Annotated in this window: 19 protein-coding genes; 9 read left to right on the top strand and 10 right to left on the bottom strand. The window is 65.9% G+C overall.

The genetic code is table 11. The features are described 5' to 3' along the window. Nucleotides 1-3: 3 nt before the first annotated feature. The 10 genes from AABA86_RS16470 to ku all read right to left on the bottom strand — a co-directional run bounded on the left by AABA86_RS16470 (nt 4) and on the right by ku (nt 14,672). Nucleotides 4-1,704, bottom strand: a complete 1,701-nt coding sequence (locus AABA86_RS16470; RefSeq protein ID WP_338307541.1) for an alpha/beta hydrolase — start codon at nt 1,702-1,704, stop codon at nt 4-6. A 27-nt stretch (nt 1,705-1,731) separates the two neighbouring features. Next, nucleotides 1,732-5,292, bottom strand: coding sequence for a GAF domain-containing sensor histidine kinase (locus AABA86_RS16465; RefSeq protein WP_338307540.1), 3,561 nt, complete (start codon nt 5,290-5,292; stop codon nt 1,732-1,734). Nucleotides 5,293-5,378: 86 nt separating this feature from the next. Then, on the bottom strand, nt 5,379-7,034 hold the full coding sequence (locus AABA86_RS16460) for a thiamine pyrophosphate-requiring protein (RefSeq protein ID WP_338307730.1): 1,656 nt from the start codon (nt 7,032-7,034) through the stop codon (nt 5,379-5,381). A gap of 201 nt (nt 7,035-7,235) precedes the next feature. Continuing rightward, nucleotides 7,236-7,763: a hypothetical protein gene (locus tag AABA86_RS16455; RefSeq protein WP_338307539.1), complete on the bottom strand. Its 528-nt coding sequence runs from the start codon at nt 7,761-7,763 to the stop codon at nt 7,236-7,238. 902 nt (nt 7,764-8,665) lie between these two features. Beyond that, the gene (locus tag AABA86_RS16450; RefSeq protein WP_338307538.1) at nt 8,666-10,261 is read right to left on the bottom strand and encodes an MBL fold metallo-hydrolase; all 1,596 of its coding nucleotides are present in this window, start codon (nt 10,259-10,261) and stop codon (nt 8,666-8,668) included. Further along, nucleotides 10,258-11,178 (bottom strand): ribose-phosphate pyrophosphokinase, encoded by a 921-nt coding sequence (locus AABA86_RS16445; RefSeq protein ID WP_338307537.1) that lies wholly within the window; start codon nt 11,176-11,178, stop codon nt 10,258-10,260. Before AABA86_RS16445 ends, AABA86_RS16450 begins: the two co-directional genes overlap by 4 nt. Beyond that, nucleotides 11,175-12,713, bottom strand: coding sequence for a thymidine phosphorylase family protein (locus AABA86_RS16440; RefSeq protein WP_338307536.1), 1,539 nt, complete (start codon nt 12,711-12,713; stop codon nt 11,175-11,177). The genes AABA86_RS16445 and AABA86_RS16440 overlap by 4 nt, the downstream gene beginning before the upstream one ends. 215 nt (nt 12,714-12,928) lie before the next feature. Beyond that, complete coding sequence (locus AABA86_RS16435) at nt 12,929-13,093, bottom strand: Flp family type IVb pilin (protein WP_212248465.1); 165 nt, start codon at nt 13,091-13,093, stop codon at nt 12,929-12,931. 289 nt (nt 13,094-13,382) lie between these two features. Continuing rightward, nucleotides 13,383-13,619: a hypothetical protein gene (locus AABA86_RS16430; protein WP_212248466.1), complete on the bottom strand. Its 237-nt coding sequence runs from the start codon at nt 13,617-13,619 to the stop codon at nt 13,383-13,385. A 57-nt stretch (nt 13,620-13,676) separates the two neighbouring features. Next, nucleotides 13,677-14,672, bottom strand: a complete 996-nt coding sequence (gene ku / locus AABA86_RS16425; RefSeq protein WP_338307535.1) for a non-homologous end joining protein Ku — start codon at nt 14,670-14,672, stop codon at nt 13,677-13,679. Between the two features lie 236 nt (nt 14,673-14,908). Between ku and AABA86_RS16420 the strand changes: the two genes are divergently transcribed. The 9 genes from AABA86_RS16420 to AABA86_RS16380 all read left to right on the top strand — a co-directional run bounded on the left by AABA86_RS16420 (nt 14,909) and on the right by AABA86_RS16380 (nt 23,636). Continuing rightward, nucleotides 14,909-15,064, top strand: a complete 156-nt coding sequence (locus AABA86_RS16420; RefSeq protein WP_162848634.1) for a hypothetical protein — start codon at nt 14,909-14,911, stop codon at nt 15,062-15,064. A 232-nt stretch (nt 15,065-15,296) separates the two neighbouring features. Beyond that, nucleotides 15,297-15,962, top strand: coding sequence for a response regulator transcription factor (locus tag AABA86_RS16415; protein ID WP_018315821.1), 666 nt, complete (start codon nt 15,297-15,299; stop codon nt 15,960-15,962). Nucleotides 15,963-16,056: 94 nt separating this feature from the next. Next, nucleotides 16,057-17,433, top strand: a complete 1,377-nt coding sequence (locus AABA86_RS16410) for a sensor histidine kinase (protein ID WP_212248468.1) — start codon at nt 16,057-16,059, stop codon at nt 17,431-17,433. Nucleotides 17,434-17,593: 160 nt separating this feature from the next. Continuing rightward, nucleotides 17,594-18,994: a hypothetical protein gene (locus AABA86_RS16405; RefSeq protein ID WP_338307534.1), complete on the top strand. Its 1,401-nt coding sequence runs from the start codon at nt 17,594-17,596 to the stop codon at nt 18,992-18,994. 100 nt (nt 18,995-19,094) lie between these two features. Next, nucleotides 19,095-19,364 (top strand): hypothetical protein, encoded by a 270-nt coding sequence (locus AABA86_RS16400; RefSeq protein ID WP_212248470.1) that lies wholly within the window; start codon nt 19,095-19,097, stop codon nt 19,362-19,364. Nucleotides 19,365-19,495: 131 nt separating this feature from the next. After that, nucleotides 19,496-20,605 (top strand): c-type cytochrome biogenesis protein CcmI, encoded by a 1,110-nt coding sequence (gene ccmI / locus AABA86_RS16395; RefSeq protein ID WP_338307533.1) that lies wholly within the window; start codon nt 19,496-19,498, stop codon nt 20,603-20,605. A 37-nt stretch (nt 20,606-20,642) separates the two neighbouring features. Beyond that, nucleotides 20,643-21,170: a cytochrome c maturation protein CcmE gene (ccmE, locus tag AABA86_RS16390; protein WP_028143008.1), complete on the top strand. Its 528-nt coding sequence runs from the start codon at nt 20,643-20,645 to the stop codon at nt 21,168-21,170. Next, nucleotides 21,167-23,149 carry a heme lyase CcmF/NrfE family subunit gene (locus AABA86_RS16385; RefSeq protein ID WP_338307532.1) on the top strand — a complete coding sequence of 661 codons (1,983 nt, stop codon included), beginning with the start codon at nt 21,167-21,169 and terminating at the stop codon, nt 23,147-23,149. Before ccmE ends, AABA86_RS16385 begins: the two co-directional genes overlap by 4 nt. A 4-nt stretch (nt 23,150-23,153) precedes the next feature. After that, nucleotides 23,154-23,636 carry a cytochrome c-type biogenesis protein gene (locus AABA86_RS16380; protein ID WP_212248474.1) on the top strand — a complete coding sequence of 161 codons (483 nt, stop codon included), beginning with the start codon at nt 23,154-23,156 and terminating at the stop codon, nt 23,634-23,636. Nucleotides 23,637-23,745: the final 109 nt, after the last annotated feature.

The following is a 23,745-nucleotide window of genomic DNA, read 5'->3' as shown; positions in this document are numbered from 1 at the left end:
CGCTTAGCCGCCGCGATCGGAATCGTCGTCGATATTGCCTGCGCTCGTCGTCCGGGCTTTCGCCGCAAGCTGCTCTTTGAGCTGTGCCAGCGCCTCGGCGGACCAGTCATGGACATCGGTCACCGCGATCCAGGCATCGACATAATGCTCGGGCGCATAGACGTGGCCAAAGCCCATCGGCGTATTGGTCGCAACCGCCATGTCGAGCGCGAGCTGGAGCATCGTCACGATCGGATACCATCGCAGCTCCGGTGACACGTCCGGCCCGCGCGGCGCGCTCATCCAGGCCGGGGCCTGGTAGGCATCGCGATAGGCGAAGAACGTGATCGCGTCGCTGGCATATTGCAGGTAGACGACGCGCATCGGACCCCACGGCGCGTCTGCCGGGACCGTCGGTCCGTTCTGGTTCATGAAGCGCACGAAGCGGTTGTCGCGGAATTCCGGCAGCCACGCCGGCGATCCCGGATTGCGGTTCGCAGTGATCGAGCGCCAGAGGCGGCTCTCGAACGGCGCCCCGCTCCACAGCGCGCCGGCAATGGGATCGCCGATCATCTCGAACAGTTCCGCGGATTTCTCCGAGTTCATGGCGCCGAGGCTGAGCCCGTGCAGATACAGCTTCGGCCGCTTGTCCCTCGGCAGCGTCGTCCAGAAACCGTAGATCTCCGCGAACAGCGCGCGCGCCGCCTCCGCGCCGTATTCGGGCTGAAACAACAGCGACATCGGGCTGTTGAGATAGGAATATTGCATCGCGACGCTGGCGACATCGCCATGGTGGAGATATTCGACCGTATCCATCGCGGACGGATCGATCCAGCCGGTGCCGGTCGGCGTGACGACGATCAGGATCTTGCGTTCGAAACCGTGCTGGCGCTTGAGCTCCTCGAGCGCAAGCCTGGCGCGCGCCTGCGCGGTGGCGCCGCCGGCGAGGCCCACATAGACCCGGACCGGGTCCCGCGCTGGCCTTCCGCTGATGGCGCTGATCTCGGTTGCGGTCGGACCCGAGGCGATGAACCTGCGTCCCGTACGTCCGAGCTCGTTCCACTTCACCAGCGACGCCGGGCCTCCTGTCCGATCGGAGGCGGTTGGTTGCGGGCGCTCGGGCTCGTGCAAGGCGTCGAGCTCGCGGAAGGATGAATCGAGTGCGCGAAACGCCGTGTTGATCAGGACATTGCTGGCGATCGACCAGAACAGCAGACCTGCGGCGAGTACGCCGATGACGTTGGCGAGTTTCCGCGGAATGACGCGCCTCGTGTGCGTGGCGAGGAAGCGGGCGAGGAGCGCGAACAGCCGCCCCAGCACCAGCAGCACGACGAACGTGATCAGGGCGATGACGCAGACCTTGAGCGGATGCGCGGTCTCGACCGGCGCCATCTTCATCACGGCGCGGATCGAGTTCTGCCATTCGGCTGCGCGCCACAGGAACACGATGACGACGAGCAGGCAGGCGGCTGCCGCCAGCGCATTCGCAATCGATCTGGCGCGCGCCGAAGGCTCGGGCAGCTCGAGATAGTGCCACAGCTGCCGCCACAGCACGCCGGCGAAATAGCCGATCGCAAAGCAGCCGCCGGCGAGGACACCTTGCGTGAGATAGCTCCTCGGGATCAGCGTCGGCGTCAGTGCAGCCGCGAAGAACAGCGCACCGAGCACGAGGCCAATGCCGGATAGCGAGAGGAGTTGTCGCCGAACGAGCCGCGCCAGATTCATCAAAACGTCTCCCGGGCGAAATTGTCCTCAGGGCTTGTCTGAAAAGCTGCTCTTGCGTGGCAGAAGAATCGTGAATTCGGTGAACTCGCCGGGCGTGGTCGCGACGTCGATGGTGCCGCCATGCTGCTTCACGACGATGTCGTGGCTCATCGACAATCCGAGGCCGGTGCCTTCGCCGGCCGGCTTGGTGGTGAAGAACGGATTGAACATCTTCTCCTTCACCTCGTCCGGAATGCCGGTGCCGTTGTCGCGGATGCGGATTTCTATGCTCTCGCCCCGGTCGCGGGTCGTGGCGATCAAAGCCGGCTCGTAACCGGCCGAGCCGACCTCTGTCTTGCGCTTGGCCACGGCGTAGAAACCGTTCGTAATCAGGTTCAGGAGCACCCGCGTGATCTCCTGCGGGAACAATTCGGCTGAGCCTGCCGCCGGATCCAGGTCGCGCATCAGCCTGACGTCGAACTTCGCTTGCTCGGCACGCGCGCCGTGATAGGCGAGGTTGAGGCTCTCCTCGACCAGCGCATTGACGTCGCTCAGCCGGTGCTCGCCGCCGCCCTCGCGGGAATGCAGCAGCATGTTCTTGACGATGGAATCGGCGCGCCGTCCGTGCTGCACGATCTTCGCGAGATTGTCCTTGAGAAGCCCTGTGAGCTCGTCGACTTCGCTGCGGACATCACCGGCGAGCGTCACGGGCGCGAGCACTTCGTTCAGTTCGTCGGTCAGCTCGGCGGACAGCGAGGCAAAATTGTTGACGAAGTTGAGCGGGTTCTTGATCTCATGCGCGATGCCGGCGGTGAGCTGGCCGAGGGAGGCGAGCTTCTCGGTCTGGATCAGCCGGTCCTGCGCGCCGCGCAGATCTTCGAGCGACTTCGCAAGTTCGCTGGTACGGGCCTGTACTTCGTCGAACAGGCGCACATTCTCGATCGCGATGACGGCTTGGTCGGCGAAACTGGTAACGAGTTCGATCTGCTTTTCGCTAAACGGCCGGATCGCGCGACGGGCGAGAACGATGGCGCCAACGGTGCTGCCTTCGCGCAGCAAGGGCACACCCAGGAAGCTGCGCGGATTGCCGCTCAATTCCTGGCCTTCAAAGAAGTAATCGGGGTCTTCGAGCACATCGGTGACATGGACCACCTTGTCGCCGAGCAACGTTCTGCCGGTGATGGTACGCCTGTCTGCCCGGACCGGCAGATCTCTTACATATTCGACGAATTTGGCTGGAAAGCCGTAGGAGCCCGCCCGGAAATAGGTGCTGCCGGATTTGCGGGTAATCGCCGCCATGTCGGCTTCGCACAGTCGCGCCGCCGATTCGACCAGCGTATCGAGCACGGCCTGCAAGTCGAACGCCGAGCGGCTGATAACCTTGAGCACGTCGGCAGTCGCCGTCTGTTGTTGCAGCGCCTCGGTCAGATTCTCGGTGCGCTGACGCAATTCGCTGAGCAGCCGCGCGTTCTCGATGGCGATCACGGCTTGCGCCGCGAACTGCTTCAGCAAGGTGATCTGCTTCTCCGAGAAGGGTCGGTTCTCCTGCCTGAAGATCATGACGTTGCCGACCACGCGCTCGTCCTGGAGCAGCGGCACCGCGAGCAGGCAGCGGGCGCCGCCGAGATCGACCAGCGCCCGACGGTTCGGCTCGCCGCTGCGATAGACGTCCGACTCCAGCAGGTCGACGATTTCGACGAACGGTTCGCCCTTCAAAAGACGCGCCGGCGCAGTCGCCGGACCATAGTTGAGGGGCGCCTTGCGCCGGAATTCATCGTAGGCAGGGGGCAGGCCGTAAGTGGCGGCTGTGCGGAACTGCGTGCCGTCGTAGGTATTGAGCACGCCGAAACTGGCGCCGCAGAGCTGCATTGCCTTGCTGAGCATCGCCTCGAATACCGGCGCGAGATCGCCGGCCGATCGGCTGATGACGCTGAGTACCTCCGATGTCGCAGTCTGCTGCTCCAGTGACTCCGCAAGCTCGTGCGTCCGCGCCTGCACCTCGTTGAACAGCCGCGTGTTCTCGATGGCGATCACGGCCTGGTCGGCAAAGGTCTGGAGCAGGGCGATCGCCTTGTCCGGGAAGGGACCGGCCTCAGGCCGCGTCACGCCAATGGTGCCGATCGCAACACCGTCGCGCAGCATCGGGATCACGAGGATGCTGCGATAGCCTCTGGTGCGCGCCAGCTCCTTCATGGCGTCCGTGAGGTCGCCTTCGTTCTGCATGTCGCTGCGGAATGCGAACTTTCCGCTCGTCGCCACCCGGCTGTGAATGCCGGATGCCGACAGCGGCGCCGGGAATGAGCTGAGCAGATCCGCGTTGCCGGCCTCGTTGTCAGTGGTGAAGGCCGCCAGGTGCAGCAGGCCGTCGATGACGCGGGTGACGGCGGAGGAATGTCCGCCGATCAGCGCCTTGGCGCTGTCGGAGATGGCCTGGAACACCGGCGTGACGTCGGCAGGCGAAGCCGCGATCACCTTGAGGATGTCGGCGGTCGCGGTCTGACGCTCCAGCGCCTCCCGCGTCGCATTGAACAGGCTGACATTCTTGATCGCGATCACCGCCTGATCGGCGAAGGTCTGCAGCAGCCGCACATGATGTTCGGCGAAGGCGCCGGTGGCACGGCGCGTTGCGATGATGACGCCGATGGCTTCGCCCTCGCTCATCAGCGGCGCGAACAGCATGCTGCGATAGCCGCGGGCGCGCGCGATGTCGCGCGCGGCCGGCTCGAGCTCGGTGTCGGGCAGTTGCGCCGCCGCACCCTTGGCCACGAGATGGTAGGGCGGGAACTGCGCGAACGGCACCGGGAACGAGGCCTGGAGCACGCGATCGCCGGCCGGATCGGTCGGCGTGAACGCGGCAAGATGCGCAGCGCCCTCGACATAGCGCAGCACAGCCGTGGAGAAGCCGCCGATCAGCCGGTTGGCGTTGGCCGCAATGGCCTCGAATACCGGCTGCACGTCCGAGGGCGAGGCCGCCATCACCTTCAAAATGTCCGCCGTGGCGGTCTGGTGCTCCAGCGCCTCGCGCGTCTCGTTGAACAGGCGCGCATTCTCGATCGCGATCACGGCCTGGTCTGCAAAGGTCTGGAGCAGCTGCACGAGGTCGGGGGCGAACGCGCCCGGCTCGGCGCGGGTGACGCTGATCATGCCGACCGGCGTGCCCCTGTTCATCAGCGGCATGAACAGCACGCTGCGGAAGCCGCGCAGCCGCGCCAGATCGCGGTTCAGCTGCGGCACGTCAGCGGCTTCGCTGTCGGGAAACTGGATCGTCTCGCCGCCACGCACCAGCGCAAAGGTCGGAAACTCAGCGATCTTGCGCGGGAACGACGCACTGAGCCCCGCGTCCGCCTCCGGGCTGGTCGGCGTGTAGGCCACGAGGTGCAGCTCGTCGCCGATGAACTGGAGCACGGTGGCGGAGAAGCCGTCCAGCAAGCGCTTGGAACTCGACGCGATCGCCTCGAACACCGGTCGGGCATCGGAGGGCGAGGCCGCGATGGTGCGCAGGATCTCCGCGCTGGCGCTTTGGCGATCCCGCGCAGTCGCGAGCTCACTGCGCAGCTGCGCGTTCTCGGCTGCGAGCTCATCGGCGACGTCGTGGGAAGGGTTGGTCATTTGCGATCCGGCTTGATGCCGCGACAGGCGCGGCACCGGGGCGGATTATCACATTCCCTGCGGCCGGAGCCAGCGTCCGGCCCGTCTCACGTCCCCGGCCGCGACACCTCCGTCTCCTTGCTGGTGATGAACTCCAGCAGCACCGGGATGCCCTCCTGCGTCTTCTGGATGCCGCGCTTGATCGCTGGGACGATGTCCTCCGGCCTCGTCACCCGCTCGCCATAGCCGCCGAAGGCGCGCGCCATTGCGGCATAGTCGCCGGAAATGTCGGTCGAGCGATATTTTTCGGTCGAGACCGGCATCACCTTCAATTCGATCGCCATCGAGAAATTGTTGAGCAGGATCGACATGATCGGGATGCGCTCGCGCACCGCGGTCTCGAAATCCATGCCGGTGAAGCCGATCGCCGCATCGCCCCAGACATTGATGCAGAGCTTGTCGGGCTTTGCGAGCTTGGCGCCCATGGCAAGGCCAAGGCCGTAGCCGAGTTGCGTCGTCTTGCCCCAGCCGAGATAGGTGAGGGGTTTTGTCGATTTCCAGAACGGGGAGAGCTGGTCGCGCGGACTGCCGGCATCGTGCGTGATGATGGTGTTGTCGATGTCGACGGTGTGTTGCAGGTCCCATAGCACGCGATAGGGGCTCAAGGGGGCGTCATTGCTGGTGAGCTTCGGCATCCATTTCGCCAGCCACTCCTTGTGCGAGGCCGCGATCTCGGCCGCGACCGCTGAAGCGTCACGATCGGTGGTGACGGTCTTGCCGATCTCCTCCAGCAGCGCGTCGAGCACGAGGCCGGCGTCGCCGACGAGACCGATCCTGGCCTCCACATCCTTGTTGAGATGGTTGGGATCGAGCGTTGAATGAATGATCGTCTTGCCCTTCGGCATCGCGATGCCGAAATTGGTCTCGGTGAACGAGCAGCCGACGCCGAAGATGACGTCGGCCTCGGCGAGGAATTTCGGCACCGCGCGCGGCACGGCGAGCCCGCCCGAGCCGAGCGAGAGCGGATGCGTTTCCGGGAACGAGGATTTGCCCCCTAAGCTGGTGGTCACCGGGATCGCCAGCCGCTCCGCGAGCCGCTTCAATTGCGGCCAAGCCTGCGCGTAATGCACGCCCTGGCCGGCATAGATCACAGCACGCCTGGCATTGACGAGCAGGCTGGCTGCCTCCTTCACGTGCACGGGGTCGGCGCCGTAGCGGGTGCGCAGCACCGGCGTGTAGTCGAGCGGCTCCGGCACCTCCTCGTTCCACATGTCGGAGGGGATCTCGACGATCACGGGGCCGCCGCGGCCGTTCTTCAGCTTGGTGAAGGCGCGGCGGAAGATGTTGGCGACCTCGGCCGCCAGGATGATCGGCTCGGACGATTTCGCGAACGGCTTCATCGCCTCGCTGGAATTGAAGTTCGGCTCGATATGCGCAAGCCGGCGCTGATAGCCCATCGGCAGCACCAGCACGGGAACGGATTCGCCAAAGCACTGAGCGACGCCGCCCATCGCATTCTCCGCGCCGGGTCCATGCTGCATGCAGAACGCGCCGATGCTGCGGCCCGACGTCACCCGCGAGATCGCGTCCGCCATGTGGATGCCGACGCGCTCCTGCCGCACCATCACGGGGCGGATCTCGGCCTTGGCCGCATGCTCGATCAGATGGTTGACCGGATAGCCGCAGAGGATCTCGATCCCCTCGCGCCTCATGATTTCCGCAATGGCGGTGCCGAGCTTCATGGCGTCTCTCTCCCGGGGCAGGCCGGTTGGTCCGGCGTTGGGGGGAGAGGATCAGGAAATCGGGGGAGGGTAAAGTGCGGGGACGCGAAGGAGGCGGTAGGTCAGCTATGCAGCGCGCTGCCGTAGCCCGGAGGGAGCGAAGCGCAATCCGGGATAACTGCACCCGCTGGCGCCGGCCCCGGATTTCGCTTTCGCTCCCTCCGGGCGACGGGAAGCTCCGTCCTACTTGCAGTTTCGGCAGATCATCAGCTTGCGCTTCAACGCCTCATCTTCCTGATCGATCAATTGCTGAGCCGTGTTGCCTTGCGTATCCGGATTGGGCGTGGAGCCCCTTGCCGCGCGCGACGTCGTGGATCGCGTCATCCGATCCGGAATGTCATTGTCGTCGCGGCCAACGCTGAAGCCGTCGTAGTCGGCGGCAGAATTCGGCGCTTGTGGAAGTCCGCCAGTCGCAGGTGTCGGTACCATCCTGTCCGACGCTGCCGGGGAATTTTTGGCATTCGCCCGCGGCGGCGATGCCTTGGGCGGAGCAAGCGAAACCGGCGGCGCGGTCTGTCCCCTCGCGCTGTCCTGAGACCAGACGCCGGCAAGCAAGAGGCTGAGTGCCAAGAGCGTCACGCTTCTGATCCGCATCTTCAACAGCTCCGGTCCATCGATTGACAGCATGGTTCGTCGAGCCACGCCGTGCTGAAGACTATCAGGACTCACATGGCGGTCAAAGTTCCGTAGCCGGATCCGGGGAAAATGCATCTGTGGGAGCGGCGCTCGAATTCGGCTCCGCGGCATCGGGGGCTACGATCGCTTGTGTTGCCTGTCGGGCAAAACACACCAGCGGTGGGTCGAGAGCTCCGCGCAAAAATATTCGAATTTACAGAAGTTCGGTTTTGCCGTACAAGTCGCGGCATCCCGCCCGCCACAAGGGGCGTTTCGCGATCGTCACGGGACGCGGGCCGGGATGCGGTGGCCGCGACGGCGTCGGCGCGTGATGGTGGCTGCAGGGCGGGGAAACCCGTGAGCAGCGGCAGGCGCGATACGACACGGCGCTGACAGCGTCCTTGTCCGGCCTCGACGGCGAGCGCACGCCAGCCGTCGGGAATGCGGATCGGGATGTGCGCGGACGGAGAAGTCGTGTGGTCCTGACGCCCGGGGTCTGTGCGTCAAGTCTTGCGGAGATGTGGCGGCCAACCGGTGCGCGCATCTGAAATCCGCAAGCCGACGGGGGCAATAGTGCATCGCTCCCCGAGGAGAGCACGAAGGACACCGTGAAAACCATCGCGCAGGGAAGGCCGGGCGACCGGCATCACCTGTCGTCCACCCCGTGCGCGCTTCTTTCGCACACGCGGGACTTCGGGTGCCAGCCGGCGCCCGGCCTTCCCTGCGCCCTTGCTTTTGCAAGAGGCGGAAGAAGTTAGCAAAGCTCGGGCAAAATGAGCCGCGAGGATGAGCAGCCATGTCTATCGCAAAAACAGCGGTCTCGTGCCCCGGACGCAGCGCAGCGCGCCGCGTTTCCGCGGTGTGGTGCGCTGCAGAGCCGGGGCCCATGCCTCAGCGGAATGTGCAGCCGTCTGGGTCCCGGCTCTGCGCAGCAGCGTAAGAACGCTGCAGCGCGTCCGGGACAAGAGAGAGGCGCGTTTCAGCGCCGTCATGTCCCGCTACACCTTCTCCTCCAGCGCGCGGCGCAGCCTCCTGATGATGACGCCGCGGGCGCGGTCGTCGGCGGCTGCCCCAACCCTGTCGTTGATGTCGAGCATGAGCTCCGACATCTCGTTGTGCCAGTCGAGACGGGTCACGGCCTCCGGTGCGAGCCGCCGGCGGTGATCGACGTCGACCACGCGCGGTTCGGCAGCGGCGAGCTCGTAGATGTCGTCGAGCAACGGCTGGTAGACCCGGGCCGCCGGAATGATCCGCTCGGCGACGCGTTCGGCGAGCCCCGCAATCGCGCCTTCCTCACCATGGACCAGGAACAGCCCGCGGGAAATGGGCCGGCGTGCCGCGATCCAGCTGGCGATGCCGGCGGCGTCGGCATGGCCGGAATATTCGTCGATCATGCGGATGCGGGCCGCGACCTTGATCTCCTCGCCCTGGATCCGCACGGCCTTGGCCCCGTTCTGGAGGAAGCGGCCGAGCGTGCCGTTGGCCTGGAAGCCGGCGAGCAGCACCGTCGCGCGCTCGTTCCACAGCCAGCGCTTCAGATGATGGCGGATGCGGCCGGCGTCGCACATGCCGCTGGCCGCGATGATGATATGGAATCCGGACAGGCGCATGATCGCCTTGCTCTCGTCCGCGGTCTCGGTGAATTTGAGATGCGGCGAGTTGAGCAGGCGCGCGGCACCGACGGATGGGTCGAGGCTCTCGGCATGGCGGCGAAACACCTCGGTGGCGCGGATCGCGAGCGGAGAGTCGAGGAAGATCGGTGCCGTCGGAATCTCGCCGTGCTCCATCAGGTCGACGAGATCGACGATCAGCTCCTGGGTCCGTTCGACCGCGAAGGCCGGCATCAACAGCGCGCCGCCGGCCGCCGCGGCATCGCGCACCTCGGCCGCGAGGTGCGTGCGGCGGAGCGCAGGTGTCGTGGCCTCGCGCACGCGGTCGCCATAGGTCGATTCCGAGATGACGTAGTCGAAATCGCTCGGCGCCTCGGGATCGGGCTGCAGCAGCTTCGCCTCCGGCCCGACGTCTCCGGAGAGCAGCACGCGCAGCGGACGCGTCGCGCCTTGCCCGGCGATTTCGAGCTCGATCGAGGCCGAGCCGAGCAGATGGCCGGCGTTCCAGTAGCGCGCGCGGACGCCCGGGATCACGTCGGTCCAGCGTTCGTAGTCGACGGCGCGAAACGATTGCAGCGATGCAATGGCATCGGCCTGCGTGTAGATCGGCTGAACCTCCTTGCGCCCGCGCGAGGCGTTGCGCCGGTTGAGCTGCGTGACTTCCGATTCCTGGATGCTGCCGGCGTCGGGCAGCATGTAGGAGCAGAGGTCGATCGTGCCGCGCGTCGCCAGGATCGGTCCCTCGAATCCCGCGCGCACGAGCTTCGGCAAGAGACCGCTATGGTCGATATGGGCATGCGTGAGCAGCACGGCATCGATATCGGCGGGGCGGAACGGAAAGGCGCCGTAGTTGAGCTCCTTCAGCGTCTTCTGGCCCTGGAACAGGCCGCAATCGACCAGGAAGCGGCCGGTCGCGGTCTGGAACAGGTAGCTCGAACCGGTCACGGTGCGGGCGGCGCCGCAGAATCGAACGGTGATGCTCATGGCGTCGTCTCCGGAGGAAGTGTCGTGGTCAGTTCGGACCGCAAGGCGGCCGCAAGACTCTCGGCGAGGGAAATCGCGTTGGTCGGATGCGGGACGCTGTCGGTCGATCGGATCGACCGGATGCCGGCGCTGGCGAATGCGACGGTCATCGCGGGTGGAAACAGCGCGTGCGTGATGACCGCATCGACGGCGGTCGCGCCCATCGCCGTCAGGGCCTTCGCCGCGGCCATCAGCGTCGTTCCGGAGGAGACGATGTCGTCCACCAGCAGCGCCGGCCGTCCCGCGAGCAGGCCGGGATCGGCAAAGCTGATCGCCACGGAACGATCGCCGTGCCGGGTCTTTCGCGCCACCGTGTGCTGCAGGCGCAGCCGGCTCGCGATGTCCCTGACCCAGGGCTCGGACTCCATGTCGGGCCCGATCACCACGGTCGCGGGGTCGATGCCGCCCGTGGCCAGCGCGTTCGCGATGGCAGGCATGGCGGACAGGTTCTCCGCTTCGATGCCTGGAAAGACCGACCTGATGTCTGGGGTGCGGTGCAAATGCGCATCGACGGTGACGATACGGTCCACGGTCGTCGCAAGCAGACTGCCCATGGCACGCTGGCTGATGGCTTCGCCCGGATGAAATGCAGCATCCTGCCGCATGTAGCAGAGATAGGGCGCGACCAGCACCAGCCGCTTCGCGCCGTTTCGTCGCAGCGCCTCCGCAGCGAAGAGCAGGGTGATCAGCTTGTCGTTGGGTTGATCGAGCGAAGCATAGAGGATCGTGGTGTCGGTCGCCGGCGCGACGGCGACGCGCAGCTCGCCGTCGGGAAAACGATGCACGGCGATTTCGCTGCAGGCAAGCCCAAGCCGCGCTGCGAGGCGCTTTGCCGCATCGCTGCCGCCGGGCAAGGTCTGGAGCGCGATCGTGCTCACGCCGTCTTGCCTTGCAGGGCGTCATGACCGTTGACGACGTAACCGGTCTCCTCAGTGGCGGCATCGGCGGCCAGATCATGCTCGGGGCGGTCGAACGTGTAGACGCGATAGAGGGGCTCGCCCTGCTCGACGCGATCGCCGATCTTCTTGAACAGGCGTATGCCGGCGCCCTTGTCGAGCGGCGCGCCGGCGGTGCGGGCGAGGCGGTTCAGACGCAGGCAGTCGATCGCGGACACGATGCCGTCATGCGCCGCCTTGACGTCGAAGCTGAGAGATCCGAGTTCGCTGCGGCATGTCGACGGACCCTGGGCGTCGATGATCTTCTGCATCTGCTTCAACGCCGCGCCGCTGTCGAGCAGTTCGCGCGCCCTGGCATAGCCGGCGCCGCCGCGCAGCTTCGGATCGTATTCCAGGAGATGGGCGGCGAGGCGCAGCGATTTCTCGCGCAGATCGCGCGGCGCATCCTTGTCGTTGCCGAGCACCGCCATGACGTCATTGGCCTCCAGAACCGGCCCGATGCCGTTGCCGATCGGCTGGCTTCCGTCGGTAGTGATCACCTCGACCGTGCGGCCGAAGCGGTCGCCGACGAATTCGAACAGCTTGCGCAGCCGCATCGCCTCGACGCCATTGCTGACCTTCGCGGTCGGCCCGACCGGAATGTCGATCAACAGATGCGTCGAGCCCGCCGCGATCTTCTTGGACATGATGGAGGCGACCATCTGCTCGCGGGTATCGAGGCTCAGCGGACGCTCGACCGAGATCAGGACGTCGTCGGCCGGCGACAGGTTCACGTGCCCGCCCCAGATCAGGCAGCCGTTGCAGCTCGAGACGATCGCCTTCATCTCCTCGACGCCGACATTCACCCGCGCCAGCACCTCCATCGTGTCGGCGGTGCCGGCAGGCGAGGTGATGGCGCGCGAGGAGGTCTTCGGGATCGGCAGGCCATGGGCGGCGACGATCGGCACCACGACCATCGAGGTGCGATTGCCGGGGATGCCGCCGATGCAATGCTTGTCGACGACGACGGGGGTCGGCCACACCAATTGCGTGCCGGCCTGCGCCATCGCGCCGGTGAGGGCGAGCAGCTCGTCGCTGGTGATGAAGCTCGCCGAACCGATCAGGAAGGCGGCGATCTCCATGTCGGAGTAGCGATAATGCGCGAGGTCGTCGATGATCGCGCCGATCTCGGCCTGGCTCAGGGTTCGCCCGCGGATCTTCGCGCGCACCGCTTCCAGGCTCTCCGGAGGCGCGGCTGGCCTGACCGTGACCAGCGTGCCGGCGCCTTGCGCGAAGCGCCGGAACGCGGGTTCAGAGAGTCCGATCTCGTCCGGGGCCACCAGCGTATCGTCGTCCGTGATCAGCAACGTCGCCAGCAGGACCTTGCCGCCCTGACGCAGCTCGACGCGGCTGAAGCCGCGGAAGATCTCGGCGCGCAGCGCCTTCGACTGCCTGGAGACGACGACGACGTTCTCGCGGCCGGTATCGAGCCGGACGCGGCGGATCTTCAGTTGGGAGTGCGGAAGGTCTGGATGCATGGACAGGCCGGCAGGGATGAAACACGGCTTCCATGCTTAGACGCGGCCGTCCTGATGCTGTTGACCCAGATCATGGCGCGCGCGAGGGACATGGGTGGGCTGCGGCGGGCCGTCACGCAGGCGCGCTGCTGCAGGCGCGTCGGTCTGGAAATGACAGGGGAAGCCGAATGCCGTGGCGACATCGCCGATGTTGGCCGGCCAAATCGGGGAGCGGGTTACTTTATCCCCGTGCTGATCGCGACAAACTTGTTGTTGAGGAGCGCGCCGCCCGTGTTGTTCACGACGGTCACGATTGCGAGCGCGATCCCGGCGGCGATCAAGCCGTACTCGATCGCGGTTGCACCATTCTCATCGGCAAGGAAGGACCTAAGCAAACGCATTGCCAACTCCCGTTCATCCGATCCAACGTATGGCCGCGTCGTCATCGGACTTGCAAAAAGATCGAATAAGTCTTTATGCGCGCCAAAAGTGTTAAGCCCGGGCGAGCGCGCCACTGCTCATACGACGGCATTCATTAAATTAAGGTTCCATCGATCCGTTCAAATGGATTCATATCCGCAGGCCTCCGCTGGGCCGCGCCGGCGCCGTGCCCGTCAGGGCGCGATCGTGCGGCTGCTTAACCGATTGTTGAGCCTGTTCGTCAACGGGCCGGCAAGGACACCATGGCGCTCATCCGCGCCGGTCGTCCGCATTCAGCGCCCGCAACATGGCGATGCGGGCGAACATCACCCAGCCGCCGCCGGTCTCGGCCGCCTTGATCAAGGTCTCGACGGCGGTCTGCCAGCGCGGCTCGTGTTGGGCGTCCTCGGGCAGCCGCATGATGTAGTCGGCCGCCTCCTGAAGCGTCAGCAGCTCGCGCTTGTCACTGACGCGAACGGGATCGTCGAACGCCGTCGACCAGGGCATGTCAGGCCGCCAGATCGGCGAGGTGTGGCATCACGGCGCGATCGCGGGGGGATGCGTCTAGCCGGCTTTTTTCGCTCGCGCCGGCGCCCGCACCGGCTTGTCGGCCTTCTTCGAAGTCTCCCTGGTCGCTTCCCTGGTCGCCGTCTTCGCAGCAGCGTCCTTGCCGCCCTTGCCGGCGATCGGCAGCAGCATCTCGCGCTGGCCCGCGACGCGCTTCTTCGGCTTCTTGGCTTTCGCGGTCTCCTTGGCGACCTTCGCCGCGGGGCTGACGTCCTTCTCGTTGGCGATGCTCTTCTTCAGCGCGTCCATCAGGTTGATGACGTTGCCGCCGCTCTTCGGCGCGGCCTTGGCGGTGATCGGGGCGCCGCTGCGCTTCTTGTTGATGAGATCGATCAGCGCGGTCTCGTAATGGTCCTCGAACAGCTCGGGCTCGAAGGTGCCGGACTTCTTCTCAACGATGTGCTTGGCGAGGTCGAGCATGTCCCTGGTCAGCTTCACGTCCTGGATGTCGTCGAAATATTCGGTCTCGCTGCGGACCTCGTAAGGGTAGCGCAGCAGCGTGCCCATCAGCCCGCTCTCGAGCGGCTCCAGCGCGATGATGTGCTCGCGGTTGGTCAGCACGACGCGGCCGATCGCGACCTTGTCCATGCTGCGGATGGTCTCGCGGATCACCGCATAGGCGTCATGGCCGACCTTGCCGTCGGGCACGAGATAATAGGGGCGGATCAGATAGCGGTTGTCGATGTCGGACTTCGGCACGAACTCGTCGATATCGATCGTGTGGGTCGAGTCGAGCGCGATGTCGTCGAGCTCGTCCTTGGTGACCTCGATATAGGTGTCGGTGTCGACCTTGTAGCCCTTGACGATGTCCTCGGACGTCACCTCGTCGCCGGTCTCGGCGTCGACCTTGAGGTACTTGATCCGGTGGCCGGTCTTGCGGTTGATCTGGTTGAAGGAGACCTTCTCTGTATCCGAAGTGGCCGGATAAAGCGCGACCGGACAGGTCACGAGCGACAAACGCAGAAAACCCTTCCAATTGGCGCGGGGGGCCATGGGCTACTCCAAACGCAACAGAGGACAACGTCCCAGGATACCATCGGGGAACAGCGAATCATAGCAAGGCCGGTCGCTGAATCCGCCAATTGCGTTAACCGGCCGCTGGGCGTCGGGTTGCGTCCCGATCGGACGCCAAGAGCCGGAACATCATATCTGATCGGGCGTTGGCTCCGGACATACGGCTGCGATGAGGTCGCGGTCATCGGGGGCGACACGCAGAGATTGAGGGCATCATGGCCACCACGCGAGAGCAGCAACAGATCGTCGAAACACCAACCGAGGCGCGCCAGGGCGAACCTGGGCCGTCAGTTGCCGCATTGCTCGCCATCTCGACCGGGCTTGCGATCCTGATCCTCGCCGTGATCTGGTTCGTGTTCTTCCGGACCTGAGGGTACGAATTCACGGGAAGGGCGGACCTTCCGGCCTGCCGCGGAACGCGGCACATTGCGCCCGCCATGCTGCCGGTTCGTCCGGTCGCATGGCGGGCGCAGTCGCGTTGGCTGCCGACACATCGTATATGACCAAAAAGTAACGCAGGCAGTTCCCGGCGTTCATATTCAGTTCACGCCGGAATTGCTCATCTGGTGTGGTGTTGATGCGGCCTATGTCTGGAGAGAAAGCGTGCGCCTGCTCGTTGTTGAGGACGACCCCGATCTCAATCGCCAGCTCACCAAGGCACTGACGGACGCCGGCTATGTCGTCGACCGCGCCTTCGACGGGGAGGAAGGGCACTATCTCGGCGACAACGAGCCGTACGATGCCGTCGTGCTCGACATCGGCCTGCCGAAGAAGGACGGCATCTCGGTGCTGGAAGCCTGGCGCCGCAACGGCCGCACCATGCCGGTCCTGATCCTCACCGCACGTGACCGCTGGAGCGACAAGGTGCAGGGCTTCGATGCCGGCGCCGACGACTATGTCGCAAAGCCGTTCCATCTGGAGGAGGTGCTGGCACGCATCCGCGCGCTGCTGCGCCGCTCCACCGGTCATGCCCAGAGCGAGCTCAGCTGCGGCCCCGTCACGCTCGACACCAGGACCGGCCGGGTCAGCGTGTCAGGCAATCCCGTCAAGATGACCTCGCATGAATATCGGCTTCTGGCCTACCTGATGCACCATTCCGGCCGGGTGGTCTCGCGCACCGAGCTGGTCGAGCATCTCTACGACCAGGATTTCGACCGCGACTCGAACACGATCGAGGTGTTCGTCGGCCGCATCCGCAAGAAGCTCGACGTCGACATCATCCAGACCGTCCGCGGCCTCGGCTATCTCCTGACCCCGCCGGCTGCCTGACGCGTTCCGGGGCTTGACGGGCAGCCTGACAGGGGCCTTGGTCCGGGACATGAGTTCTGACGCCCGCCACCCTGCGCCTTCCCGGATCATTCCGATGGCCGCTAGTTCGCTTGCGACCCGCCTGTTCCTGTCGGCGACCGCCTGGCTTGTGGTGATCCTGGCCATCACCGGCGTGGTGCTGTCGTCGGTCTACAAGAACGCCACCGAGCGCGCCTTCGACCGCCGGCTCAATCTCTATCTCCGCACCCTCATCGCCGAGGTCGCGACCCCCGACGAGCCGCCGGACCGCCAGTTCCAGTCGCTGGGCGAGCCGCTGTTCGAGCTGCCGCTGTCGGGCTGGTACTGGCAGATCACGCGGACCGACACCGAAAAGCCGGAGGTGCGTTCCTCGCGCTCGCTCTGGGACAAGAAGCTGCCGAAGCTGGAAGAGCAGGGCACCGATCTCACCGCCGCCGGCATCCGGCTGGCCTATGTCGACGGGCCCGAGGGGCAGAATCTGCGCATGGTCGAGCGTCCCGTGGATCTCGGTGCCGACGGCAAGTTTCTCGTCAGCGTCGCCGGTGACGACACCGAGATTTTCGACGAAACGCGCAGCTTCGACTACTATCTCGGCGGCACCTTCACCGCGCTCGGCGTCGTGCTGCTGCTGACGACGGTGTTCCAGGTCCGCTTTGGCCTCGCACCGCTCAAGCGCATCTCCGAATCGATCGCCGACATCCGCTCCGGGCGGGCGGAGCGGCTCGAGGGCGAATTCCCGGTCGAGATCGCGCCGCTGGCGCGCGAGACCAACGCGCTGATCGATGCCAATCGCGAGATCGTCGAGCGGGCGCGCACCCATGTCGGCAATCTCGCCCATGCGATCAAGACGCCGCTCTCGGTCATCGTCAACGAGGCCGGCGCCCACATCGCCGATCCGTTCGCGGCCAAGGTGATGGAGCAGGCGGACGTGATGCGCGACCAGGTCGCCCATCATCTGGAGCGTGCGCGCATCGCGGCGCGGGTCTCGGTGGTCGCGACCGTGACGGAGGTGGCGCCGGCCATCGAGGCATTGCGGCGGACCATGGAGAAGATCCATCGCGACCGTGGCATCATGGTCGAAGCCAAGGCCGACCCGTCGGCAAAATTTCGCGGCGAGCGCCAGGATCTGGAGGAGATGGTCGGCAATCTCGTCGACAATGCCTGCAAATGGGCGGCCTCGCGCGTCTTCATCGAGGTCCTCGTGGAAGCGCCGCACCAGGCCGGGGTGGGCCCGCGGCTGCGGATCGTCGTTGATGACGACGGCCGCGGCCTGTCGGAAGCCGAGCGTGCGCAGGTCTCGCGGCGCGGCCAGCGGCTCGACGAGTCCAAGCCCGGCTCGGGGCTGGGACTGTCGATCGTGACCGATCTCGCCGCGCTCTATGGCGGCAGCCTCTCGCTCGGTGGTGCGCCAACCGGCGGCCTGCGCGCCGAACTGGTCCTTCCGGGTGTATAATCCATTGTTCCGACGAGCTTATTCCTCCTCGCCGACGCCCGGCCGCGGCAAACCGGCGGGATTCGGTCCGACTTCCTAAACGGCTTCTTAAGTGGGCGCCTCCTATGATCGCGCCGGACCCATCCCATGTCCGCCATTTTACCGTGCATTACCCGGGCGCATGAGCCAGACATCGATCGAGCGGCTGAGGGAATATCTCGCGCAGCTCCCGCCGCAGGCGCAGGCGCTGCTGATGCGGGAGTTCGAGCGCGCGCTGGAGCGCGGCCAGGACACGGCGGTGGCGACCCTCGTGCTCGAGCAGCTGCGCAAGATCGTCCGCAAGTCGGAAGCCGATGAAGCCCCGCCGCCGCGCACGGACGATCTGTCGCGGCTGCTGTTCCAGGCGCTGGAACCGTTCCTGATCGAGGCCGGCGTTCCGCTGCGGGTCGGCCAGATCCGCCGCACCTCGCTCCAGCCGATCTGGCAATGGCTCGGCCGCGACGGCGCGCCGGACAAGCTGAACGAATTCGAGGCCGCGCTGGCGCGCATGCCCGCCGATAGCGCGGGGCAGGTCGAGGCCCTGGCGCAGAAGCTCCAGGCGGTGGCTGCGGATGCCATTTTCGAGCTGACCGGTCCGGGCGGCGGCGACAAGTCGCGCGCGCTCGCCCGGGTCGGCCCGCCCAACGTGATCGAGGACCTCTATTCGATCGGAGGGGTGCTTCAGGTCCGGGAGGCCATCGCCGGCCTGAACGAGAAGCTGCCGCGCACCTTGCGCGCCTTCGGCGATCCCCAGATCGCCTCGGTAACGTCGGCGCTCAACATTCCGGTCCTGCAAACGCCGCAAATGCTGCCCTTCGCGCTGTCGATCGTCGTGCAGCGGATGACCGCGCCGTGGCAGATCATCCGCCTCGCCATCAAGATTGCCGCGTCCGACGACGAGATCCGCGTCGCGGCGACGCCTTACGGCGTTGCCGTCACGATCGCGCTGCACGATCTGTCCTGTGTTGCCGCCACCCTGCGCATGGACATCAAGCGCGGCCATTTCGACAACGTTGCCGGCAACCTCAAGGCGCTGCACGACGGCGTGCGCGGCCTGCGCACCGAGCTCGACCTGCGCAACGATTCCGCCTGGGGCAAGCAATTGACCTCGATCCGGGCCGACATCTCCAATGCGCTGCAATCCGAGATCGACAGCGTTCCCGGCCGCGTTCGCCGCATCCTGCGCCAGCGCCCCGAGAAAGACATTCCGCCGGGGGCGCGGATCGACAGCACCGAGGTGGAGGAAACGGCGGCGCTGATCGATTTCGTTGCGACCTGCCGCAATTATGCCAGCGAGCTTGCGATCAACGAGGTGACGCTGCGCACCTATTCCGACCTCCAGCAATATGTCGAACGCTCGACCGAGCAACTGGTGCAGTCGCTGCGTGCCGCCGATCACAAGGTGCGCACCTACAGGCAGCAGCAGGTGCAGGCCGCGATTCGCTTCTGCCAGGTGCTGTTTGGCGATGATTACGCCTCGTTGATGAGCCGGGCCGCGGAGAACGCAGCGACCGGCGAGCGCAAATCGTCGCGCGCAAGCTGATCCAAGCGCATATTTTCGTGATCACAATTTGTGGTTGACGGTGCCGGTGGCTCACCGTACGGTCCCCGTGCAAGTCCGGGGAACTTCTATTTGTGGGCGCATGAAACCCGTTATCAGCTCCATCGAAATCGAGAACCGCGTCATTGTTGCCAAGTATCAAAGACTGATGGTCGGCGCCAAAGTGGTGCTGGTCGAGAAGGCAAGCGGTCGGCAACTCTCCGAGACAATCACGAGGGTCGCATCCCCGGTTCCGGTCGGAGCGCTGCGGATCAGACTGCCCGATGCGATCAAGCCGGGAACATACTTCCTGAGGGCCTTCAACGGGCACGGTGAGGACGCCGCGCAAAGTACGGACTTCGATATCGGCTAAGCCGTTGGATTTTCACCGTTTCGAGACCGTGCGCGGTCGCGCCAAATTGACAATTGTCAATTGCCGCATCGTCCAGCCGTGGTGTAAAGCCACCTATGGGCGCGGTTCGTGCGCTGCCGGAAGCTTGCCAGATGACGCTATGGTTCGTGTTCGCGCTGATGACGGTCGCGGCGATTTTCGCCGTGCTCTGGCCGCTTGGCCGCAATGGACGCGCGCAAGACCAGGGCAGCGAGGTCGCGGTTTACAAGGACCAGTTGGCCGAGATCGAGCGTGATCTCGCCGCAGGCTTGATTCCCGCGCCGGACGCTGAGGCTGCGCGCGTCGAGATCAGCCGCAGGCTGCTCGCCGCAGCCGCCAGCGAGCCCGTCGTGGCGCCGAAATCGAATCTCAAATGGCGCCGGGCGGCGGCCGTGCTGGCGCTCGCTGGCCTGCCGCTCGTTGCGATCGGCGTCTACATGCCGCTCGGCTCGCCCCGGCTTCAGGACTTTCCTTTAGTGCAGCGCGAGCGCGGATCCGGGTCCGGCGTGGCGCAGTCGCTCGAGAATCTCGTCGTGCAGGTCCAGCAGCATCTGGAGAAGAATCCGACCGACGGGCGCGGCTGGAACGTGCTCGCGCCGGTGCTGGAGCGGCTCGGCCGTTTCGACGATGCCGTGCGCGCCTATCGCAACTCGCTCACCTACAATGGCGAGAGCGCGGAGCGCCGGTCCGATCTCGGCGAAGCGATCTCGGCTGCGGCTGGCGGTGTGGTGACCGTCGAGGCCAAGGCGGAGTTCGAGCGTGCGCATGCCCTGAACGCGGACGATCCCAAGGCGAACTATTTCCTCGGCCTCGCCGCCGAGCAGGACGGCCGCAAGGACGACGCAGCCACGATCTGGCGCGCGCTGCTTGCGAAAGCGCCCGCGGATGCGCCGTGGCGTGCCCTGGTGCAGTCCTCGCTGGTGCGGGTCGGTGGTGGGACGATGCCGGCGCTGTCGGACGAGACGATCGCCGCTTCCAAGGATATGGCCGAAGGCGATCGCAACGCGATGGTGCGCGGCATGGTCGATCGTCTGGCTACCCGGTTGAAGCAGAACGGCGAGGACGTCGATGGATGGCTGCGCCTGGTGCGCGCCTATCTCGTGATGGGCGAGCGGGACAAGGCGGCCGGGGCATCGGCCGATGCCCGGCAGGCGGTTGCCAGCGACGCCGAGCGGCTGCGCCAGCTCAACGAAGGCCTCAGGACTCTCGGGCTCGGCGGATGACGATGCCCGGACGAGAGCAGCGGAGAACGGATACGCCATGACGCGCAAGCAGCGACGTATGACCATCATCGGCGGCTCGCTCGCCGTGCTCGCGCTCGCGGCCGCGCTGGTGCTCAACGCACTTCGCGACTCCATCGTATTCTTCTCGACGCCGACCATGGTCGCCGAGAAGCACGTCGAGCCCGGCAAGCGGTTTCGCCTCGGCGGGCTGGTGCAGCCCGGCTCGCTCCAGCGCGGCGACAATCTCGCGGTGACCTTCGAGGTCGCCGACGGCAACGCCAAGCTGCCGGTGGCCTATAAGGGCATCCTGCCCGACCTGTTCCGCGAAGGGCAGGGCGTCGTCGCCGAGGGCGCGCTTGACGCCCATGGCGTGTTCAAGGCTGATACCGTGCTGGCCAAGCACGACGAGACCTACATGCCCAAGGACGTTGCCGATGCCCTGAAGAAGCAGGGGCACTGGAAGGACGATTACGGCGGCAAGCCTTCTGATAGCGGCAAGACGTCCGATGCGGGCAAGCCCGCGGCGACGACCGCACAGGGCAATCCGCAGGGAGCAATGCGGTGATCGCAGAATCCGGACATTACGCGCTGGTGCTGGCGCTTGGGCTCGCACTGATCCAGTCAATCGTGCCCCTGATCGGCGCGCGCCTGAACGATGTCGCGCTGATGAACGTGGCGCGCTCCACGGCGCTGGCGCAGCTCCTGTTCGTCGGTGCCTCGTTCGTAGCTCTCGTGATGCTGCACGTGAACTCGGACTTCTCCGTCGCGAACGTCTACGAAAACTCCCACTCGATGAAGCCGCTGCTCTACAAGATCACCGGCGTGTGGGGAAATCATGAAGGCTCGATGCTGTTGTGGGTGTCGATCCTCGCGCTGTTCGGCGGGCTGGTCGCAGCGTTCGGCAACAATCTGCCGCTGTCGCTGCGCGCGCACGTGCTTGCCGTGCAGGCATGGGTCGCCAGCGCCTTCTATCTGTTCATCCTCGTGACGTCGAACCCGTTCCTGCGTATCGCCACCCCGCCGATCGAGGGACGCGATCTCAATCCGGTGCTCCAGGATATCGGCCTCGCCGTACATCCGCCGATGCTCTATCTCGGCTATGTCGGCTTCTCGATCTCGTTCTCCTTCGCGATCGCGGCGCTGATGGAGGGCCGGATCGACGCGGCCTGGGCGCGCTGGGTGCGGCCGTGGACGCTGGTGGCCTGGATCTTCCTGACGCTCGGCATCGCCATGGGTTCGTACTGGGCCTATTACGAGCTCGGCTGGGGCGGCTGGTGGTTCTGGGATCCGGTTGAGAACGCCTCGCTGATGCCGTGGCTCTCAGGCACTGCGCTGCTGCATTCGGCCCTGGTGATGGAGAAGCGCAACGCGCTGAAGGTCTGGACCATCCTGTTGTCGATCCTGACCTTCTCGCTGTCGCTGCTCGGCACCTTCCTGGTGCGCTCGGGCGTCATCACCTCGGTGCACGCCTTCGCCACCGATCCCACCCGCGGCGTGTTCATCCTGCTGATCCTCTGCCTGTTCATTGGTGGCAGCCTGTCGCTGTTCGCGGGTCGCGCCACGTCGTTGAAGCAGGGCGGCCTGTTCGCGCCGATCTCGCGCGAGGGTGCGCTGGTGCTGAACAATCTGCTGCTCACGGTCGCCTGCGCGGTCGTGCTGTTCGGCACGCTCTATCCGCTGGCGATGGAAATGCTCGCGGACTTCAAGATGTCGGTCGGCGCGCCCTTCTACAACCTCACCTTCGCGCCGCTGTTTACCCTGTTGCTGCTCGCGGTGCCGTTCGGACCGATGCTGGCCTGGAAGCGCGGCGATCTGCTCGGCGTGACGCAGCGCCTGCTCGCGGCAGGCGTTGCCGGGCTCGTCGCCGTCGCCATCGCCTGGGGCTGGGCGAGCGGGGGCAGCACGCTGGCGCCGCTCGCGATCGGGCTTGGCATCTTCGTCATCGGCGGCGCGGTCACCGATATCGTCGAGCGGACCGGGCTCGTCCGGCTGCCGTTCGCAACGGTGCTGCACCGGGCGCGCGGCCTACCGCGCTCGGCCTGGGGCACGGCGTTCGCGCATGCCGGCCTCGGCGTCGCGCTGATCGGGATCGTCTGCGAGACCACCTGGAACAGCGAATATATCGCGACCATGAAGCAGAACGACGTCGCCCACATCGCCGGCTTCGACGTGAAGCTCGACGGATTGCTGCAGCGTCAAGGCCCGAACTACCGCGAGATGATCGCCGAGTTCAACGTCAGCCTCGATGGCAAGCCGCTCAGCGTCATGACGCCCTCCAAGCGCAGCTTCACCACCCGCGGCTCGTCGACCACCGAGGCCGCGCTGCTGACGCGCGGTGCGAGCCAGCTCTACATTTCGCTCGGCGAGGCCAATGCCGAGGGCGCCATCGCCGTGCGCATCTACTACAAGCCGATGGTGCTCATGATCTGGTGGGGACCGGTGCTGATGGCGTTCGGCGGCGTGCTGTCGCTGTCCGACCGGCGCCTGCGGGTTGGCGCGCCGAAGCCGGCGCGGGCCAAGCAGCGCCTCCAGCCGGCGGAGTGATCCGATGCGCCGGATGATGGCCGCGTTCGTCCTGCTGATGCTGCTGGCTTTGCCCGCCGCCCACGCCGTGCAGCCCGACGAGATCATGCCGGATCCCGCCAAGGAAGCCCGCGCGCGGGAGCTGTCGCGGGAGCTGCGCTGCATGGTCTGCCAGAACCAGTCGATCGACGATTCCGATGCGCCGCTGGCGCGCGATTTGCGGCTCCTGGTGCGCGAGCGCATCGGCGCCGGCGACAGCAACTCGCAGGTGCTCGACTTCCTGGTCGCGCGCTATGGCGAGTTCGTGCTGCTGAAACCACGCTTCGAGCGCCAGACCCTGCTGCTATGGCTGCTCGGGCCGTTGCTTCTGATCGGCGGTGGCCTGGCGCTGTGGCTGCAAATCCGGCGTCGCGCGCGCAGCGGTGCAGACGTACCGGCGCCGCCGCTCACGCCCGACGAAAAGGCGCGGCTCGCGGCCTTGATGTCGGACGAGGCCAAATCCTCCTAGCGACCGCGACGCCGTCCTGGTTACGTGATCCTACGTAGGCCGCCGGCCGCCGCCCGCGCGGTTCATGTTATTTTGACCTTTGTCTGGAAGCTTGGCGCGAGCTTCGATT

The sequence above is a fragment of the Bradyrhizobium sp. TM233 genome, from assembly GCF_036247965.1.
GTDB lineage: Bacteria > Pseudomonadota > Alphaproteobacteria > Rhizobiales > Xanthobacteraceae > Bradyrhizobium > Bradyrhizobium ottawaense.
This window is presented reverse-complemented; position numbering and strand designations above follow the sequence as displayed.

What these genes read in the sequence shown, in the direction of transcription:
- AABA86_RS16465 (WP_338307540.1), bottom strand. Translation starts at nt 5,292, where the DNA reads ATGACCAACCCTTCCCACGACGTCGCCGATGAGCTCGCAGCCGAGAAC.
- AABA86_RS16410 (WP_212248468.1), top strand. Translation starts at nt 16,057, where the DNA reads ATGGCCGCTAGTTCGCTTGCGACCCGCCTGTTCCTGTCGGCGACCGCC.
- AABA86_RS16470 (WP_338307541.1), bottom strand. Translation starts at nt 1,704, where the DNA reads ATGAATCTGGCGCGGCTCGTTCGGCGACAACTCCTCTCGCTATCCGGC.
- AABA86_RS16405 (WP_338307534.1), top strand. Translation starts at nt 17,594, where the DNA reads ATGAGCCAGACATCGATCGAGCGGCTGAGGGAATATCTCGCGCAGCTC.
- AABA86_RS16435 (WP_212248465.1), bottom strand. Translation starts at nt 13,093, where the DNA reads ATGCGTTTGCTTAGGTCCTTCCTTGCCGATGAGAATGGTGCAACCGCG.
- AABA86_RS16380 (WP_212248474.1), top strand. Translation starts at nt 23,154, where the DNA reads ATGCGCCGGATGATGGCCGCGTTCGTCCTGCTGATGCTGCTGGCTTTG.
- AABA86_RS16400 (WP_212248470.1), top strand. Translation starts at nt 19,095, where the DNA reads ATGAAACCCGTTATCAGCTCCATCGAAATCGAGAACCGCGTCATTGTT.
- AABA86_RS16430 (WP_212248466.1), bottom strand. Translation starts at nt 13,619, where the DNA reads ATGCCCTGGTCGACGGCGTTCGACGATCCCGTTCGCGTCAGTGACAAG.
- AABA86_RS16440 (WP_338307536.1), bottom strand. Translation starts at nt 12,713, where the DNA reads ATGCATCCAGACCTTCCGCACTCCCAACTGAAGATCCGCCGCGTCCGG.
- ccmE (WP_028143008.1), top strand. Translation starts at nt 20,643, where the DNA reads ATGACGCGCAAGCAGCGACGTATGACCATCATCGGCGGCTCGCTCGCC.
- AABA86_RS16420 (WP_162848634.1), top strand. Translation starts at nt 14,909, where the DNA reads ATGGCCACCACGCGAGAGCAGCAACAGATCGTCGAAACACCAACCGAG.
- AABA86_RS16450 (WP_338307538.1), bottom strand. Translation starts at nt 10,261, where the DNA reads ATGAGCATCACCGTTCGATTCTGCGGCGCCGCCCGCACCGTGACCGGT.
- ccmI (WP_338307533.1), top strand. Translation starts at nt 19,496, where the DNA reads ATGACGCTATGGTTCGTGTTCGCGCTGATGACGGTCGCGGCGATTTTC.
- AABA86_RS16455 (WP_338307539.1), bottom strand. Translation starts at nt 7,763, where the DNA reads ATGCATTTTCCCCGGATCCGGCTACGGAACTTTGACCGCCATGTGAGT.
- ku (WP_338307535.1), bottom strand. Translation starts at nt 14,672, where the DNA reads ATGGCCCCCCGCGCCAATTGGAAGGGTTTTCTGCGTTTGTCGCTCGTG.